Here is a 16,018-nt window from a genome sequence, read left to right as displayed (position 1 = left end):
ATAATGAAATAGTTATATACAAATATAATCACATATGATATTATGAGTACAGGTTAAACGAAGCCTGTACTTTTTTTATTAGGAGGTGGTTGAAATGAAAAACATCCACGACAAAGGGAGTGACGATATACGTTTTCCCTCATTGTAAATATAGCCCCAACAATAATTCTGGGGTTAATACTGAAATACGGTAAGTATTGGTTCAGAGAAGATTACGAGCAAATCAATACTAAAATAAACAGAGAATCAATATTTAATTCATTCTGTTTCGCCATTATGGGATTCTCTGCTCTAACCAAACTATCATCTTTGTTTATTATTCAGCAGCCATTAACACATCTTCAAACACCAATTATGTACATATACGCAATAGTCTTTAGTCCTGTCATTGAAGAATTAATTTGTAGAAAGTATTTATTTGCGAAACTACACAAGAAATATAACTTTTGGGTCGCTTCAATTATAAGCTCTATACTATTTGCAATACCACACTGGAATCTAGTTGGTTTCCTTGGATACGTTTTTATAGGGATAGTGTGGAGTCACTATTACAATAAGACAAATAACATACTGGTTCCTATTTGCAGCCACTTGTTGTTCAATTACTTCGTCATTTTATTTATGTCACTGAGAGGATGAAAGAACATGCAATTAAGTCATGAAGCACAAACTCTGTTGGATATCTGTTGGGTTGATGGTGACCCTAGATCAACAACATTTATTATTGGAGAAAAGACTAATTTTAAAGGCACAGAGTTTAAGCCTAACGAAGAAACCTATAATGAATTATTGGAATATCAATCCAGCTCTCCAAGGCCATATAAAATTGAGAAGTTTGGCAAGTTCGTTAATCTAACGGGAAGGAAGGTGAAATAAATTTGTTCAATTCGATTATACATAAGCTATTTTGGAGTAAATTATTTGCGGAAATTAGAGAAGGACACAGAGAGATGTGTTACGAGCTGGGTGTAAAAGATGGTAAGGAACAAGTAAATAAAAATAATCAATTTTATAAAGAATACTCGAATAATACATATGTTGATGAATGGCATTTACAATAAACACATAGGAGATGAATTGAAATGAAAGTGAGCAACAAAGTTATTCATAAATACGAGGAGCTTTGTCCGTATAGTTATTTCAAATGTGACTCCATTACGGACGTAGAATTTAAAATTAAGAGAGCCATTGTACTGGGGCGCCCAATCAAACAAGAAGACAATGGAAAGAAACTAATTCAATACCATTATAATTGTTTTGTAGTAAAAGATGATGATGTTGTTGTTGACATGTTCAAGAATATGAATAAATACATAGAAGTTCGAGAGAAAGTAAAAAATGCATACAATAAACTTGAGGGCAAACTATTAGTTTGAGTGTACGTAAAAGCCGTCTTTTATCAAGATAATAAATACATATAACAATGTATTTAGAACACTAACATAATAATAAAATGACATATTGGAGGATAAAGATTATGAGAAATGTGATTTTTGGGGTATCAAAAGAGACAGTCGGATCATATGTGGAACAGGTGTTAGAGAAGAATGATGATAGTTTAATGATTTTGGCTCCACCATCAGGAACAATTAGCACTTACGCACCATCTAAGAAAGGAAAGAACAAGGGCTATTATCGAGTTAAACTTGAAGTTTGGATTCCCGAAGAATCAATCAAAGGTGAGGACGCACTGAATGATTTTGGCGCATCCATATTAATGAGACTGCCTAAAGATAGAGTTGCAGACCATTTGAAGTAAACAAAGTAGACGGATTGTGAGGCGATGTTATGAATGGCTTCTTTAAAAGATTGCTTGCAGCACGAAGACTGATTAATGAACAAAAAGCAGAGCTAGAATACGAATTGTATTATATCGAAGAAATGATTGAGATTTACACGGAAGATATCAGAAGTCTAAATGACGGAGTATATAAAAATTATCTTAAGGGTAAACGGGATGGATTTAAAGAAATTTATAAGGATCTTAGAAAGATCGTAAAAATCTAATTTTATCAAAATATATAGGAGGATATAATATATGACACAAATATTGACACGGGAGCAAGTGTTGACGATGGAACCAGCGGAAATCGACCGTCATATTCACACGATATTGTTTAATGGTGAAGATTTAACAGGATTTAAGTATAAACATGTAACCTATACAATACCCGACAGGCGCGTTTTTGTTAAAGAAATTGATACAGGCGTGATATGGAGAGAATGTCTAGCTTATTCCCTAGAGATATCATCTGCATGGGAAGCAGAAAAGAAGATCAAGGAACTGAGATTACAGGCTAAATATTGCATAGCATTAAAACAGATTGTTATTGGTACAGGCGAATATGTAGGAATGTTTGATTATATCCACGCAACACCTGAACAACGTTGCAAAGCCGCGTTATTGGCTGTACTGGACATATAGGAGGAAGTTGAAAATGAACAATAAACATCGTGGCAAGCACATTGAAACAGATGAGTGGATCTACGGCTACTTAATCGGTGACGATGTAATCGTTGGAGATATTGTTGTATGGGATGATCAATATTTCTGTACAGAATATTGGTATAAGGTTGATCCAGATACGGTTGGACGGAACATTGGTAAAATTAGCATCGAAAATGACGAGGAATTATATGAGGGAGATATTCTTGCACCAACTCTGGCTTATAAAGAACATGAAGTAAAAATTATTTGCTACGACAGAAATCAATCAAAATATAAAGCAGTACCATTGAGTATGTATTTGATTAACGCAGGCAATGGTGGGTGGACAGGTTATGATATAGAATGGCTTCCACATAAGATTGGCAACATTCACGACAATCCTGAACTATTGGAGGTATGAAAATGAAATTGTTTAGAGTGGATAATAAATATACTAGTTACGGGTTAAACAGCTACTTAGTAATCGCAAAGACAGAGCAAGAAGCCATAGAAATGGCAGGGGCTAAACTTAGGAAATATGCTCTTGATACTAACTTTACTATTAATGAATTGGCCTACAGACAAGTTGGAATACAAATAAATAATATTTTTGAACATATCGGTCAAGCTAGTTATTTGTCATACTTTACAGCTATATGTCTGACTGAAGATGTTGCCCATAAGCAAACAATAAAAATTTAATGAAGATGTGGAGTAACAGTTAGTAATAGAAGGCTAGTTCGATCAAAAACAAAGAAAGGACAAGAGAATGGGAGTGTTTATGAATGGGACTATTTTTGTGAATACAGAAAAGAGAAGCGTTGTGTCTGGAAGTAACGTAGTATCTTTTCATCCAAAAATGTCGGGTAAAAAACATCACAACAATTAATGGAAAATGTTACATAGATGGATATGAGTTAGTTAAGGGTAAATGGAAAAGAACTTTTTGGTCGCTATGGCACAGAATATTCTAATGAAGATGATCAAATACCTGTTTTATATAAAGAAGCCACCCAGTTAAGGATGGCAGGTGTGACAAACAAAGTTTATTGGGAGAAATAATTAGAAAGTAAGTCGAACAAATTGTACAGATCGTCAAAGTAATCAAAAACAAACTTTAATGTTTTATCGCTTTGAATTTTCATATAAATAACTCTACAACATTGAACATATAAACTAACGACTTTTTTCATATATATCAGCTACCCTTCTTAAAAGAATAACTAATATTCTTTTCGACAGATCGTAGATAGAAGGATTGATAAAATTACATGACAAAAGTAAAAAAAGATTGTTAAATGTGAAAACTATGTGACAAAAATAAACATAAAATATATAAAAAATCAAATATACCCAAATAGGAGGTTTCCAATGAGTCAAACTGAGGTCAAAGTTAATGTAATTAATCAATTAAAGCTGCTACGACAGAGTACATTTAAAGATAAACTTTCTTTTCTGGATGAGGATATTCAGAACGCACAACGAGCAAAAGCTACCGAGGTTCGGGTGATGATTGACTACTATAATAAAAAAGTCGTTATCGAAAACAACGGTCAGATACTGTTGAATCCACAAGCTTTGTTTTCAATTGCTGAATCAGAATGGGATGAAGATATTCAAAAATCAGAATCACCATTTGGAATGGGATTCTTCAGTAACATTACCGTAAGTGATCGCATCGATGTTTATACAGGGAATAAATACATCATTTTTAATGTTAGTGAGATGATCCAGAGTAATAAAACTTCTATTGAAATTGTTGAGACAAATGATTCATTCGAAGGTTTTAAATTAGTTTTGAAAAACTTTGATTTCGAACAAGTCTCTCCGTCTTTAATCAGTGAAAGATTAGAATTGTTAGGTAAGTACATTCATGAATTAGATATCTACTGCGATGACAAGTTGCAAGAGAAGAAGAATCTTACCGATTCTGATGGCAGTGTATTTTCTAAGACAATCGAAACAAACACAGTAAAGGGGTGGATTGCTTTAAATGCAGGGTTTAGCGAAGATTTAAAAGTTTTCTATAAGGGACGATTAGTAACTAAACTTGATGGATTTTATTATGTAAAAGGTGATTTGCATATCAACGATAAAACGTTGAATCTCACTTCACCAGATCGAAAAGATATCATCAGAGACGATAAATACTTTACATTCCAAGATGAAATAAGAGGATACATCAAAGAGCTTTCGAACAACAGTTTTCTATACGGGGAACAAAAATACATAGACTCACATATCGACGCAATATCATGGAATGCGGACAAAGATAAATTGAAAAATGAAATGACTTTTCTGGTCTTTAATACTGAAGATCAAAACGATTCCGAATATCTCACCAAAATTGCTCTAGCTAAACGAAAAAATCCAGAAATCAGAAGTATCAATCAATTTGAAGTATTTATTAAATCGGAAGCAGCTAGACAGTCTGAATCAAATCATCGGGAGATTGAAATTGTCCAAGAGGTGAAGAACAAAGCTCCAGAAGCAGAAGGAATTACAACTTGGTCTGGCAGTGAGGGATCTGTAGGTGGGCTCAGAGCACCAGAGATAGATGAAGATAAGATTGATGAGAGAAAAGGTCAACAAATTGACTTTCAATCAGAGCCCGTATTCTGGTTATCCTTTGATCAAGTTGTTGAACATGAGAAGAAGTTTAAAATTGCAGAACATTATAAATTGAAAGTTATTATATCAAGAAATAAATTAGAAAACAGCATACTTGAGGCATTAGGAAAAGAGCAGAATATCGTACATATCTCTCAATTAACAGAGAACACGCTTATTAAAGCATCTATTTCAAATACAGAACTAAGTACAAAAGAGAGTAGAGCTTTGATGTTACTTGATATGATTAGTCGCATGGTTGGGTTTAATAGAAACGTATTCTCTATCGGTGATGTTATGGTTCTCAAGCAAACAAGGATTGATGTACTTAATCATACAATTGAGAAAATCGAAGATGAGTTTGTAGCAGTGCATGATTACTTGAATAATAAGGTATATATCGACAGAACAGTAATTGACAACAGCAGATTAAGAGAAAGTGATGATGAGATTTTAGATATTAACGATTATAAATTTTTACTAACTAACCTAAAAGAAATTGTACGAGCCATTAATCTGATGGATTTTGATAAACTCGAAAGACCAAAAGACCTGTATGATTGTCTAATTGATGGGCTGGCGTTGGCTTGATTAAATATAAATACATATTACTGTAAAACACTTGTTTTAAAATACTCGCTGCTCCTCAGGAGTCTATAAGGAGCAGCGGATTTATTAATGGCTTAGTTTGTTAACAACCTCAAGTAAAACATCAAATAGAATTTCTTTTGATTTCCATGCAGAATACATAAAACGACTTGGAAAGATTACATTTACGTAGATAGAGATGCATTTTTTGCGATAGTAATCAGATAAATGAGTAAAAAACATCAAGGTGCGACAACTCCTTTATTTTATGACTCCTGCACCTTAATGATCTAGACAAGTTTGAGATTTAAGTTTTTTATGAGTACGGCTTTAATTTTTGTAGACAGATGTATACTTGTGGGAAAGTGTCCGGTTTTTATGAGTACAACTGATATTTGTGAAGTACAAACGATGCCAAGAAGGGATTGCATAAAATAACGTGTACATAGTGGTGGAATCGAATGATAAATAAAACACTAAATTATAAAAGAGATCCTAGCTTGAACAATGAAGAGATCATTAAAGAGGCAAAGCTAACAAATAATAAAGAACTTAGGGATAAGATTATAAATAATAATATTCCTTTTGTTAAAAGCCTAGCCGACCGTTGGTATAAACGAGGAGTCCCGGAAGAGTTTGATGATCTATTGGGTATGGGAATGGTGGCATTAATGAAGGCTTACAATACATATAACTCAAATAAGAATATTAAATTTACTTCTTACCTTGGAAAAGTAGTGTGGAAAGAATTTATGGCACATTCCAGATATAAAAGCATGAAATGTCGTAGCAAGTACTCAAGTATTAGCTTCAATCAAACCCTTCATAAATCGAAAGGTACAGATGAAGAGAAACTGCTTGCTGAGGTTATTCCAAATGACAGTCACCTTGATTATCTGACAGTCGAGAATGAAATATTCAATACGCATTTAGTTGAACAAATGGATGCATTGTTGGCGAAGAAGGAGAGAATCGTTGCCGACAAATACTTTTTTGAAGGGAAAAGCATATCGGAAATAGGGGTTGAACTTGGCGTGTCACGTCAGGCAGCGCATCAGGCTTTTCAAAGAACGATTAAGAGGCTAACACCAATATACACTGAATTGGGAAGTGGGTTAATCTGAACAGAAAACAACTTTTAACCTTCACTATTAACTTATTTGCTTTAATGACTGCTTGCGGTTTAGTAGGTGCAATTTATGGTCTGATTTATCCCAAGACCACAACACCTTGGTTTTGGTTTGGATTCTCTGGAGTTTGTTTACTAGGTACAATTTTAGATTATTTAGACTATCGAAAATTGAAGTAAAACTCATATTTTATAGGGAAGAGGTTTTTAGATGAGTCTTCAAAAGGAAGTTCATTATTATGATCATGGTAATAAGAAATATAAAATCATTCATAAGAATAAAACAACATATTGGGAAAGAGCTGGAGCTATTGTTGAGTTTAACGTAAATATAAAAATGAAAGTTTTTTGGATATTCTACAGAACAGTATTTAATAAGGATTACCTTTTTCCAAATTCGTCTGACAATAGAGTCGAACTTGCCAAATCTGACTATTTTTACGGAGGACGTACAGATGAAGATAACACTCAATTTACAAACTGATAATTACAACTCATATTCAAAAGAAACAATTGATTTTCAATCCTCTAGTGACTCTTTGGAAGTGACAATTAAACTAGGAGACAGAGAAGTTAGTGTTAATAAGCAGGAATTAATTAAGTCTATTGAAGCACTATGTAAGTAAAAGATGCATTTTATGAACACAAAGGAAAAGAGGGTGTCTAATTTTGATCAGAATTTATGAAGATTTATATGAAAGAATAAATGAAACTATTAAGCAAACAGGGGAAGATTACGGATTGAGGTTTATTATAGAAGGTGAAGAGTGTGGGTGGGATGGAATATTTATCAAAATTGGTGAAGCCGTTGATGAAGAAGAATTCGAAGACCCATTTGAAGTAATCTGATAAAAGGCGACTTTGATCAAGAAAGGGTGTAGGTAAAGTGTTAGACAAGAAACATATCGAAGATTGGTATGAGAAGAGAAAATCTATGCCGAAGAAGGGCTTCTTATTAACCTTTAATTTAATCAATGGTAATTCAATTAGAGTAAAAACGTTTGATAAGGATGTTTTTGAGATAATAACTCATCAGTTGAGTAGTTCTTCTAAATATCATTTCCCAAAAACAGATATCAATGAAGAATTAATAATTTATGTTGATCACGTATTGTGGGCAGACATAGCGGAGATTGAAGCTAACTAAAGTAAGTGGAGAATTAATAGGGGTGAGCAAGCATAGAACTAAATAAGTACATGGAGATCATGAACAACAAAAAAGACTCAAAACAAATAACAGATAAACAATATGCAAAATACATAAGCAAGTTATGGCAATGGCAAATAAACAGCTCAACAGAATATTATCAATCGGAGGATGATCATTTTTGATGGTCTATAATAAATATGAAATTTTTAAACCAAGATGATATTTTTAAAATTTTAAAGAAGTCTCTCAAGAAGCATTATGGCAACTTCACTAGTGAACCCAAGATTGAAATTGATGTAGACGTTATGGCAAGCAGTTATAATTTTATTGTTAGAAAATTGAATTTTAGTGGAAGGATTCTTTCTTTCAAGTATAAAGAAGAAATTTTAAAACGGAGACTTACACTGAATGAGATTAAAGGAATGTTGGAATTAGAACTTGGTGGAAAAGTAGACGTGGCTGCATACATAAATGAGATCGAACAAATTGAAGAAAATGTTAATGGTTATAACAATAACATTGTTTTAGTGGCTACTGTTATTCAAGAGGAACCTGAGTTGGACAAAGAAAGTATCATGAGTTTGATCGATATGGCAATCGACATGAATGATAGAGAATGGTTTATTGAGTTATCAAATACATATAAGCAATTGGTATAAACCATGAATTTGATTGGGAAAGGAGTATTGAATGAAGGTCGATATCAGAAAGCCGCTGATTGAAGCAGGATCAATTGTTGAAATAGAAGGAAATTATTACATCGTAAATGAATTGCCGAGCTGTGTTTATTACGAAACAAGACCTCATTGGAGGTTTTACCTACATAATTTAAATGGGACAGGATTTTATAATTATCCAGTAACAATAGAAGTACTGTCTCAAACTATACACAATGAAGGTTGGAAGGTCTATAGCAGTAAACATTTTAAACTCATTATTGAAGATACTGATTGATGAGTCTTAGCACAGTGACTGCGTTTCATAAAATCTGAAAAAAGGAGATGTATATTATGACTTTTAAAAATGGACAGTGGATGTTTAACGATGTATCGGACGGAGTTTGGGGGATCGGTGAGTATTTTGATTTAAAAGCGCAAGCAATTAAGGCAGCAAAGGAATACTATTCACCAGAAGAACAAAAAGAATTCTATGTTGGTCAACTTTGCGAAATTAGTAATAGTATTACGGTTGATTCTGAGGGAGTTTTGGATGATATTTCGTCATCTATTTACGATGAAGTTGGTGAAGCAGCAGAAGACTACCTGAATTATGTGAATCGGGAAGAAAGAGAGATTTTAGATGAAAGGCTAACTCAAGTTACTCTTGAGTGGATGAAGGAGTTCGGTTATGAGCCTTCGTTTTTTAGGATCGAAAATACAGAAAAAGTAAGATGGATATAGATTTGTCCTATAAATCAAAATAAGAAAATCAAAAAACTTAATGTTTATAGGGTTTTTATGATAGTGATTTCTACGTAAAATCCTGATTTTATTCATTGCTCAATACTACTCTTATAGGATCAAAATATTATATAAATAAATATAATGAAATATATACAAAATAATAAAGCCGTGGTATAATCATCTTATAGAATGTATTACATTGTACGACACTGTTGAGCTACTGTCATACTTTGATACTCATTGTATTTGGAGGTAATATCATGGCTTTAACTGTAGTGAAAAATTTAAGTGTAATTGATCTCGGATTTAGCTACACCAAAGGGAAAACAGGCAATACAATGTATCTTCAGCCTTCTATCTCTGGTGATGTTCAACCAATGTTTGAAGAAAACATCAAACCAAATGATTTTTTCTATAACGACGAATTATTTGTAGGGAATGTCGCCCTAAGGCACAGTGAGATTAAATATTTCACACTTAAAAATAATAAGAGTGAAGCGATGACTTCTGACGTTTTGCTGAAAACTGGATTAGGATATTTAAATAAAAACAACCCATTTAATATGGTAACTGGACTACCTGTATTATTCTATTTCAATCAAAAAAGTGATATGGAAAAGATGTTGGATCGAATAAACAGAGAGGATACTTACAGTCTTAAGAAAGGCAGGGGGAGTTATTCAGATATTAAACTTCATATAAATAAATATAAACTTGTTCCACAGGGATATGGCATAGCTATGGATTATCTGCTAGACAATAAAGGAAAGATCCAAAAAGTACATATTGCAAATAAAAAGGTATTGGTAATTGACTTAGGATTCTACACGTTAAACCTTTTGGGTTTAGATAAACTAGAAATAATGAAAGAGTCAACAAGCCTTCTATTGGGTGTTGAAAAGGCATATCAGTTATTGCGTAAGTACTTAATGAATGCTATAGGTAAGGCTCCAGCTATTTATGAACTGGACAAGTATGTGATAAGCGGTATATACGAAGGACGAAATATAAAACCATTAATAGCAAAAGCATTTAAATCACTAGCGATCCAAATTCAAAATGAGGTTGACGGACTAAATATAAATTTTGATTATTATCTAATTGGTGGAGGTGCAGCACATCAGATTTATGACACACTTAACTTCAAGAATAAAGTACTTTTCGATCAGCTTTCGCAAATAAGAGGGTATGAAAAAATTGGAGTTAGAGCATGGGGAAGAAACTAGTTAGCGCAAGACTCAGAAACGGAAAGGATGATGACCTCAAAATAGCACTGAGTAAACTTCCTATATATTATGATGAGAGCGACATCGTAAGAGAAGCGCTGAGACAGTTCTTATTTGGACACAAGGGTAGAAAACCTGAAATATTAGGGAGCAAAGTTGTAATTGATGATGAACTTGTTGTAAATAAAGAAGAATTAGAAGAGGTTGATTTTATATCTCAATCAGATCTCGATAAAAGCTTAGATGATTTTATAGGGACTTGAGTAGGCTTCGGCCTACAATACATAAAAAGAGGAAAGCTACAAGGATTAAAATCAAAATTAAACTGAATATCTGAGGTTCTAAGTGAATAAGTGTTATGTTAATGGCATTAAATATTTGATAAAACATATCAGCATGTCATAGCCCATATTAGGCATATACTGTCTCAACGAGAGGTGATTACTGTGGATGAAAACTCCAGAAGGATTACTGTTAATGAATCACGGATCAATGTTGTTTTTAAAAGTCAGGAGGCTTATGAAGCAATATCTGAGCAAAACGAAGAAGTTCCATTAACCAGTAATCATTACGAATCCGCAGCAGACATATTTAAGGATTTAGACGAAATGATTGGGCTTGAAAAGGTAAAAGATCTTGTGTACGAAATTTATGCATTAATACAGGTACAAAAACTTAGAAGTGAAGAAGGTCTGAAAAGTAGCAGTCAGGTATACCATATGATATTCAAAGGGAATCCCGGTACAGGAAAGACGACAGTAGCAAGAATAGCTTCTAAATTGCTAAACAGAATGGGTATCCTTAGTAAAGGTCATCTGATTGAAGTGGAACGAGCAGACTTAGTTGGAGAATACATCGGTCACACCGCACAAAAAACACGGGATCTTGTTAAGAAAGCTATGGGAGGAATTCTTTTTATTGATGAGGCTTATAGTTTGGCTAGAGGAGGAGACAAGGATTTTGGAAAGGAAGCAATTGATTGCCTTGTAAAAGTCATGGAGGATAGAAGCGATGATTTAATCATCATCCTTGCAGGCTATCCAGACGAAATGGGAATGTTCCTTAGAACAAATACTGGTCTTCCATCCCGGTTTCCAATACAGATTGATTTTCAAGACTACACCACGGACGAGTTAATGTTAATTGCAGTAAAGATGGCGTATGAAAAAGATTACAACATTACTTCTGATGCATTGATAAAACTCAGAGAAATAATTCAGATTGAGAAAGACTCAAGAAGTAATTTTAGTAATGCACGATATGTTCGTAACGTGATTGAAAAAGCGATTCGGCACCAAGCTGTCAGAATAATGAGTAGACGTGTAAAAATCTCTAAGCAAAATTTAATGGATATATTACCACGAGATATATCAAATTCAAATATTGAAATGAATAAAAACCAATTTAGTATATCGCATTAATTTAGTATCCATAAAGAACAATCAATGGATTGCTGCCACGTTGTAGAAGAATGATTGTTGATTGTTCTTTATGGAGCTTATAAATATTAAAGGAGGTGAAGGGGTAAAAAGTGTTCATGCTTTAAAATCAATATTTTATAAAGGAGGGGTGAGTTCAATTTGAAGTTTAACGTTATTTCACCCGATGAAATTCCATTTGATAAATTAGACATAGAAATGCGAGAAATCATTAGTTTGCTAAATTGTGAATATGGAATTAAAACAGAAAGTTGCTGCTTCGGACACAGAGAAAAGGATAGTCTTTACATAGCATTTCATGAGGATATGAATGATTTCATTGAGGAGTTAGCGATTGAAGTAGCTACGTATATGAAAGGATCTGATTTCACTTTTGAATACTGGGTTAGAAAAGGTTCGAAAAAGATTAAAAGAAATTGGTTTTGCAGAACAAACGGAACTAAGTATAAATCTGATCGTTACCGCATTTTAGAGGAGTTTATGAGTATACTGAATAACTTTTATAACTAATTTACGAAAGGAGTAGACAGTTATAGATAACTATGTGATATATCATCTTCACAGCGACAACAGTAATCCCTCTACGTCGATGGCAGTTGATTCGGTAACTAAGTTTCAACAATACATAGATGCAGCAGAGCAGGCAGAAATGAAAACTATATGTTTTTCGGAACATGGAAATGTTTTTAACTGGGTCAAGAAAAAGAAGTCAATAGAAGAAAAGGGAATGAAGTACATACATGCAAACGAAGTATATCTAACTGAACATAACGATAGAGAACGGGGATTAATTCGAGACAACTTCCACTATATGCTTATAGCTAAAAATTGGGAAGGGGTAAAAGAGCTAAATCGGCTAACCTCTATATCCAACAACAAAGAAGATGGGCATTATTACTACAATCCAAGATTGACATTTGATGAGCTATTCAATACTTCTGATAACATTATAATGACATCTGCATGTTTGGCATCTCCACTTTGGAGAGCAATTAAGAACGATAACAAACAGATGTACAACCGACTAATGGAATTTTTCGTGAAAAACAAACACCGAATGTTCTTTGAAATTCAGTATCATACGCATCCCGAACAAAAACTGTTTAATCAGCACCTGTATAACATTTCTAAGGAGACTGGAATTCCGCTCATTGCTGGAACAGATACACATGCATTAAATCAGGCTCATGCATCTGCTAGAACAATCCTTATGAAAGCAAAGGGTGCCACCTATGGAGATGAAGATGCGTTTGACTTAACGTTTAAAACATATCCCGAATTAGTCAAAATGTTTGAGGAACAAAATTCAATACCAAGAAGTGCTTATCTCGAAGCAATTCATAACACAAATGTTATGGCTGATATGATTGAAGAGTTCATGGTTGATACGTCTCCGAAATACCCAAAGCTATATGATGATCCAGAAAAAGTTTTTAAAGAAAAGATAAATGTTGGTGTAGTTGAAAGAGGAGTAAATAAGTTCGAAGCAGAAAAGAAACGTCATTATTTTGAAAGAATTATAGAAGAATTTGATACATATAAGAAAGTTGGAGCAATTGATTATATGCTGCTTCAAAAAGATGTGGTGGACTGGGCGCATAAAAATGAGATTTATCAAGGATATGGACGCGGCTCTGTAAACGGAAGTTTGATTGCTTATCTTTTGAAGATCACAGAGATGGATAGTATTAAGCATAAACTAAATTTCTTTCGCTTCCTGAATCCAGAACGCATTTCACTAGCTGATATAGATTTGGACTGGCCTCCTTCTAAAAGGCAAGATGTGATTGACTATGTAGCAACTATTCCGGGTATTTACTTCTCTGAAATCATAACCTTTAATACAGTGGCTTTAAAAGGAGCAATAAGAGAAGTTGGTAGGGCGCTTAATATGGATTTGTCAGTTGTAGATGAAATTGCAAAGGCTGTTTTTAAAAATGATGATAGGAAAGATGAAATCGATAAGCAATACCGTGAAAGATATCCTGAATTATTTAAATATGTAGACTTGGTTCAAGGCGTTATTGTAAGTATAGGATCACATCCTTCAGGATATGTAGTTTCACCAATAAGTCTACAAGATAATATAGGACTGTGTTACACAAAAGAAAGTAAGTATCCTGTGAGTCAGATCAATATGAAAGAATTAGATAGCCTTAACTACGTAAAGCTTGATATTTTAGGTTTAGATAATATTGAAATCATCAATGAAGCTTGTAAGTTGGCGAATATTCCTCGTTTAGTTCCTGACAACATGAACGTAGATGACGAAGAGGTTTGGAGTTCTATCAGGGAGTCAGGCTTAGGAGTCTTTCAATGGGAATCAACAAGTGCTGGAGCCTATCTAAAAGACTTGTTGAGTCCTGAAACAATAAAAAGAATAAAAAAACAATACCCAAACTTCAGCTATATTCAATTGTTCTCAATTGGAAATGCAGCCATTCGTCCTTCTGGAGCTTCATATAGGAATGATTTATCGCAGGGGATATTTAAAGATCATGGATATGATGCATTAAATGCTCACTTGAAGAGTACACTTGGATATCTTATATTTCAAGAATCAATAATGCAGTTCTTGGTGGACTTTTGTGACTTTACGATGCCTGAAAGCGATTCTGTTCGACGAGGGATGAGTAAAAAAGAGGGTACGAAAAAAGAGCTTCCGAAGATAAGAAAAAGGTTTATTGAGAAGCTGATGCGTGATTACAATGAGACTGAAGAAACAGCTACAGCCGTACTTGAACCATTTATTCAAGTTATCATAGATGCTAAAGATTATGGCTTCTCTGACAATCACTCAAACCCATACTCTCATATCGGTTATGGCAACGGTTATTTGAGGTATTATTATCCCTTGGCATTTCTAACTGTTATGTTGAATATAAATAGCGACAATATTGACAAAACTGGACAAATCATCGCATATGCAAAATCAAGAGGTATAGAAGTATCATCAATTAAGTTTGGTAAGTCTAATGCAGACTATTCTTACAATGAAAAAGATAAAACAATATATAAAGGATTGGAATCGATCAAGTTTTTGAACGCAAAAATTGCTTCTGAATTATTGGAGTTAAGCCAAAATACATATAGCAGCTTTATAGATTTGTTGGTAGATGTAACTGAAAAAACTTCGGTTAACACAAGACAGTTGGATATATTGCTTAAATTAAACTTCTTTTCAGAGTATGGCAACAACGGTTTATTGATGGCTATCTACAATGAATTTTCTAGCGGTAAAAATCAATACAAAAAGACATATGTTGAAAAAACAAAAAATAAAAGACTGGAAGAATTAAGGCTAATAGAGTCAGATCTAAGATTTGATAATGAAATCAAAGAGTTGTTACCAAATGAGATCGTCATGTTCCAAAAAGAAATGTTAGGTTATTCTGACGCTAAATATCCCAATGTAAACGCAAGTTGGTGCGTTGTAACCGACTTAGACACTAAATATTCTCCTAAGCTTACTCTATATAACCTAAGACGTGGGGAAGAAAGAATATTTAAAATGGACAAAAAAACTTTTAATTCTAGAGATTCATTGCTAAGAATCAACAAAGGCGATTTGATCGAAATAACTGGTTTTAAAAAGAAGGCAAGACAAGTCCCCGATGGAAATGGTGGCTTTAAGCCAACTGACCAGACGGATATTTGGATTACTGGTTATTCAAAATACACAGACAAGGAGAAATTACATGGATAGTAAAATGAATAAGCAAAAAATTGAAGAAATATTAAATCGAAAGCTTAGCGAGAAAGAGTATAAAGAGATTGTATCAATCGTTCTATACAAGCTACTAGAGGAAAACAATAATGAACAATAACCTTGATAGGTTTGAAACTCCATACCACGAGTATAGATATCCCGATTCACAAAATAAGGGGGTGAATAGGTTTTCAACTTGTGCAGGATGTAATGAAGATATCTTAGTTGGAGAGGAAATATTGATCTTGTTTGACGGTCTGAATGTTCACGACGACTATGACTGTTTAAAGAAAGCAAATGGAGCAAAAAGAATTATTGTAGGAGAGGAATGGTAAT

23 protein-coding genes are annotated in these 16,018 nt (G+C 33.6%); all 23 read left to right on the top strand.

Annotated elements, in window-relative coordinates:
* Nucleotides 1-276: 276 nt before the first annotated feature.
* The 23 genes from ACWA2B_RS10005 to ACWA2B_RS09895 all read left to right on the top strand — a co-directional run bounded on the left by ACWA2B_RS10005 (nucleotide 277) and on the right by ACWA2B_RS09895 (nucleotide 16,017).
* Nucleotides 277-639: a CPBP family intramembrane glutamic endopeptidase gene (locus tag ACWA2B_RS10005; RefSeq protein WP_449292006.1), complete on the top strand. Its 363-nt coding sequence runs from the start codon at nucleotides 277-279 to the stop codon at nucleotides 637-639.
* Nucleotides 640-645: 6 nt separating this feature from the next.
* Nucleotides 646-876: a hypothetical protein gene (locus ACWA2B_RS10000; protein WP_029517918.1), complete on the top strand. Its 231-nt coding sequence runs from the start codon at nucleotides 646-648 to the stop codon at nucleotides 874-876.
* A gap of 206 nt (nucleotides 877-1,082) precedes the next feature.
* Nucleotides 1,083-1,376 carry a hypothetical protein gene (locus ACWA2B_RS09995; protein ID WP_068939668.1) on the top strand — a complete coding sequence of 98 codons (294 nt, stop codon included), beginning with the start codon at nucleotides 1,083-1,085 and terminating at the stop codon, nucleotides 1,374-1,376.
* A gap of 101 nt (nucleotides 1,377-1,477) precedes the next feature.
* Nucleotides 1,478-1,759: a hypothetical protein gene (locus ACWA2B_RS09990; RefSeq protein WP_449292005.1), complete on the top strand. Its 282-nt coding sequence runs from the start codon at nucleotides 1,478-1,480 to the stop codon at nucleotides 1,757-1,759.
* 29 nt (nucleotides 1,760-1,788) lie between these two features.
* On the top strand, nucleotides 1,789-2,007 hold the full coding sequence (locus ACWA2B_RS09985) for a hypothetical protein (RefSeq protein ID WP_449292004.1): 219 nt from the start codon (nucleotides 1,789-1,791) through the stop codon (nucleotides 2,005-2,007).
* 31 nt (nucleotides 2,008-2,038) lie between these two features.
* Nucleotides 2,039-2,425 carry a BC1872 family protein gene (locus ACWA2B_RS09980; protein ID WP_029517913.1) on the top strand — a complete coding sequence of 129 codons (387 nt, stop codon included), beginning with the start codon at nucleotides 2,039-2,041 and terminating at the stop codon, nucleotides 2,423-2,425.
* A 13-nt stretch (nucleotides 2,426-2,438) separates the two neighbouring features.
* On the top strand, nucleotides 2,439-2,849 hold the full coding sequence (locus ACWA2B_RS09975; RefSeq protein WP_029517912.1) for a YopX family protein: 411 nt from the start codon (nucleotides 2,439-2,441) through the stop codon (nucleotides 2,847-2,849).
* 2 nt (nucleotides 2,850-2,851) lie between these two features.
* On the top strand, nucleotides 2,852-3,130 hold the full coding sequence (locus tag ACWA2B_RS09970; protein ID WP_449292003.1) for a hypothetical protein: 279 nt from the start codon (nucleotides 2,852-2,854) through the stop codon (nucleotides 3,128-3,130).
* A 669-nt stretch (nucleotides 3,131-3,799) separates the two neighbouring features.
* A complete protein-coding gene (locus ACWA2B_RS09965) occupies nucleotides 3,800-5,629 on the top strand; it encodes a hypothetical protein (RefSeq protein WP_449292002.1) in 1,830 nt (609 codons plus the stop codon).
* A 458-nt stretch (nucleotides 5,630-6,087) separates the two neighbouring features.
* Nucleotides 6,088-6,750 carry a sigma-70 family RNA polymerase sigma factor gene (locus ACWA2B_RS09960; protein WP_449292001.1) on the top strand — a complete coding sequence of 221 codons (663 nt, stop codon included), beginning with the start codon at nucleotides 6,088-6,090 and terminating at the stop codon, nucleotides 6,748-6,750.
* A 216-nt stretch (nucleotides 6,751-6,966) separates the two neighbouring features.
* Nucleotides 6,967-7,239, top strand: a complete 273-nt coding sequence (locus ACWA2B_RS09955) for a hypothetical protein (RefSeq protein WP_449292000.1) — start codon at nucleotides 6,967-6,969, stop codon at nucleotides 7,237-7,239.
* Between the two features lie 185 nt (nucleotides 7,240-7,424).
* Complete coding sequence (locus tag ACWA2B_RS09950) at nucleotides 7,425-7,604, top strand: hypothetical protein (protein ID WP_449291999.1); 180 nt, start codon at nucleotides 7,425-7,427, stop codon at nucleotides 7,602-7,604.
* A 37-nt stretch (nucleotides 7,605-7,641) separates the two neighbouring features.
* On the top strand, nucleotides 7,642-7,902 hold the full coding sequence (locus ACWA2B_RS09945; protein WP_449291998.1) for a hypothetical protein: 261 nt from the start codon (nucleotides 7,642-7,644) through the stop codon (nucleotides 7,900-7,902).
* Nucleotides 7,903-8,102: 200 nt separating this feature from the next.
* Entirely contained in the window at nucleotides 8,103-8,564 is a 462-nt protein-coding gene (locus tag ACWA2B_RS09940; RefSeq protein WP_449291997.1) for an IDEAL domain-containing protein, read from the top strand.
* Between the two features lie 31 nt (nucleotides 8,565-8,595).
* On the top strand, nucleotides 8,596-8,859 hold the full coding sequence (locus tag ACWA2B_RS09935) for a hypothetical protein (RefSeq protein ID WP_068939686.1): 264 nt from the start codon (nucleotides 8,596-8,598) through the stop codon (nucleotides 8,857-8,859).
* A 56-nt stretch (nucleotides 8,860-8,915) separates the two neighbouring features.
* Entirely contained in the window at nucleotides 8,916-9,305 is a 390-nt protein-coding gene (locus ACWA2B_RS09930) for a hypothetical protein (protein ID WP_449291996.1), read from the top strand.
* 263 nt (nucleotides 9,306-9,568) lie between these two features.
* Nucleotides 9,569-10,534: a ParM/StbA family protein gene (locus ACWA2B_RS09925; RefSeq protein WP_449291995.1), complete on the top strand. Its 966-nt coding sequence runs from the start codon at nucleotides 9,569-9,571 to the stop codon at nucleotides 10,532-10,534.
* Nucleotides 10,519-10,797 carry a hypothetical protein gene (locus ACWA2B_RS09920; RefSeq protein ID WP_449291994.1) on the top strand — a complete coding sequence of 93 codons (279 nt, stop codon included), beginning with the start codon at nucleotides 10,519-10,521 and terminating at the stop codon, nucleotides 10,795-10,797. Before ACWA2B_RS09925 ends, ACWA2B_RS09920 begins: the two co-directional genes overlap by 16 nt.
* A gap of 183 nt (nucleotides 10,798-10,980) precedes the next feature.
* Nucleotides 10,981-11,955, top strand: coding sequence for an AAA family ATPase (locus tag ACWA2B_RS09915; protein ID WP_449291993.1), 975 nt, complete (start codon nucleotides 10,981-10,983; stop codon nucleotides 11,953-11,955).
* A gap of 159 nt (nucleotides 11,956-12,114) precedes the next feature.
* Nucleotides 12,115-12,483, top strand: coding sequence for a hypothetical protein (locus tag ACWA2B_RS09910; RefSeq protein ID WP_449291992.1), 369 nt, complete (start codon nucleotides 12,115-12,117; stop codon nucleotides 12,481-12,483).
* Between the two features lie 34 nt (nucleotides 12,484-12,517).
* Nucleotides 12,518-15,679 (top strand): DNA polymerase III subunit alpha, encoded by a 3,162-nt coding sequence (gene dnaE, locus ACWA2B_RS09905; RefSeq protein WP_449291991.1) that lies wholly within the window; start codon nucleotides 12,518-12,520, stop codon nucleotides 15,677-15,679.
* The gene (locus ACWA2B_RS09900; protein ID WP_449291990.1) at nucleotides 15,672-15,800 is read left to right on the top strand and encodes a hypothetical protein; all 129 of its coding nucleotides are present in this window, start codon (nucleotides 15,672-15,674) and stop codon (nucleotides 15,798-15,800) included. Before dnaE ends, ACWA2B_RS09900 begins: the two co-directional genes overlap by 8 nt.
* Nucleotides 15,790-16,017 (top strand): hypothetical protein, encoded by a 228-nt coding sequence (locus tag ACWA2B_RS09895; protein ID WP_449291989.1) that lies wholly within the window; start codon nucleotides 15,790-15,792, stop codon nucleotides 16,015-16,017. The genes ACWA2B_RS09900 and ACWA2B_RS09895 overlap by 11 nt, the downstream gene beginning before the upstream one ends.
* Nucleotide 16,018 lies beyond the last annotated feature (1 nt).

This window comes from Paenibacillus sp. CMM36, from assembly GCF_053570945.1.
Note: the sequence above shows the minus strand (reverse complement) of the source record. Positions and strands in the feature narration are given on the sequence as shown.

Excerpts from the sequence above, each read along its gene's own strand:
- ACWA2B_RS10000 (WP_029517918.1), top strand. The coding sequence starts at position 646 with ATGCAATTAAGTCATGAAGCACAAACTCTGTTGGATATCTGTTGGGTT.
- ACWA2B_RS10005 (WP_449292006.1), top strand. The coding sequence starts at position 277 with ATGGGATTCTCTGCTCTAACCAAACTATCATCTTTGTTTATTATTCAG.
- ACWA2B_RS09980 (WP_029517913.1), top strand. The coding sequence starts at position 2,039 with ATGACACAAATATTGACACGGGAGCAAGTGTTGACGATGGAACCAGCG.
- ACWA2B_RS09990 (WP_449292005.1), top strand. The coding sequence starts at position 1,478 with ATGAGAAATGTGATTTTTGGGGTATCAAAAGAGACAGTCGGATCATAT.
- ACWA2B_RS09925 (WP_449291995.1), top strand. The coding sequence starts at position 9,569 with ATGGCTTTAACTGTAGTGAAAAATTTAAGTGTAATTGATCTCGGATTT.
- ACWA2B_RS09975 (WP_029517912.1), top strand. The coding sequence starts at position 2,439 with ATGAACAATAAACATCGTGGCAAGCACATTGAAACAGATGAGTGGATC.
- ACWA2B_RS09940 (WP_449291997.1), top strand. The coding sequence starts at position 8,103 with ATGAAATTTTTAAACCAAGATGATATTTTTAAAATTTTAAAGAAGTCT.
- ACWA2B_RS09920 (WP_449291994.1), top strand. The coding sequence starts at position 10,519 with ATGGGGAAGAAACTAGTTAGCGCAAGACTCAGAAACGGAAAGGATGAT.
- ACWA2B_RS09965 (WP_449292002.1), top strand. The coding sequence starts at position 3,800 with ATGAGTCAAACTGAGGTCAAAGTTAATGTAATTAATCAATTAAAGCTG.
- ACWA2B_RS09960 (WP_449292001.1), top strand. The coding sequence starts at position 6,088 with ATGATAAATAAAACACTAAATTATAAAAGAGATCCTAGCTTGAACAAT.
- ACWA2B_RS09985 (WP_449292004.1), top strand. The coding sequence starts at position 1,789 with ATGAATGGCTTCTTTAAAAGATTGCTTGCAGCACGAAGACTGATTAAT.
- ACWA2B_RS09995 (WP_068939668.1), top strand. The coding sequence starts at position 1,083 with ATGAAAGTGAGCAACAAAGTTATTCATAAATACGAGGAGCTTTGTCCG.
- ACWA2B_RS09935 (WP_068939686.1), top strand. The coding sequence starts at position 8,596 with ATGAAGGTCGATATCAGAAAGCCGCTGATTGAAGCAGGATCAATTGTT.
- ACWA2B_RS09930 (WP_449291996.1), top strand. The coding sequence starts at position 8,916 with ATGACTTTTAAAAATGGACAGTGGATGTTTAACGATGTATCGGACGGA.
- ACWA2B_RS09955 (WP_449292000.1), top strand. The coding sequence starts at position 6,967 with ATGAGTCTTCAAAAGGAAGTTCATTATTATGATCATGGTAATAAGAAA.
- ACWA2B_RS09970 (WP_449292003.1), top strand. The coding sequence starts at position 2,852 with ATGAAATTGTTTAGAGTGGATAATAAATATACTAGTTACGGGTTAAAC.
- ACWA2B_RS09895 (WP_449291989.1), top strand. The coding sequence starts at position 15,790 with ATGAACAATAACCTTGATAGGTTTGAAACTCCATACCACGAGTATAGA.
- ACWA2B_RS09900 (WP_449291990.1), top strand. The coding sequence starts at position 15,672 with ATGGATAGTAAAATGAATAAGCAAAAAATTGAAGAAATATTAAATCGA.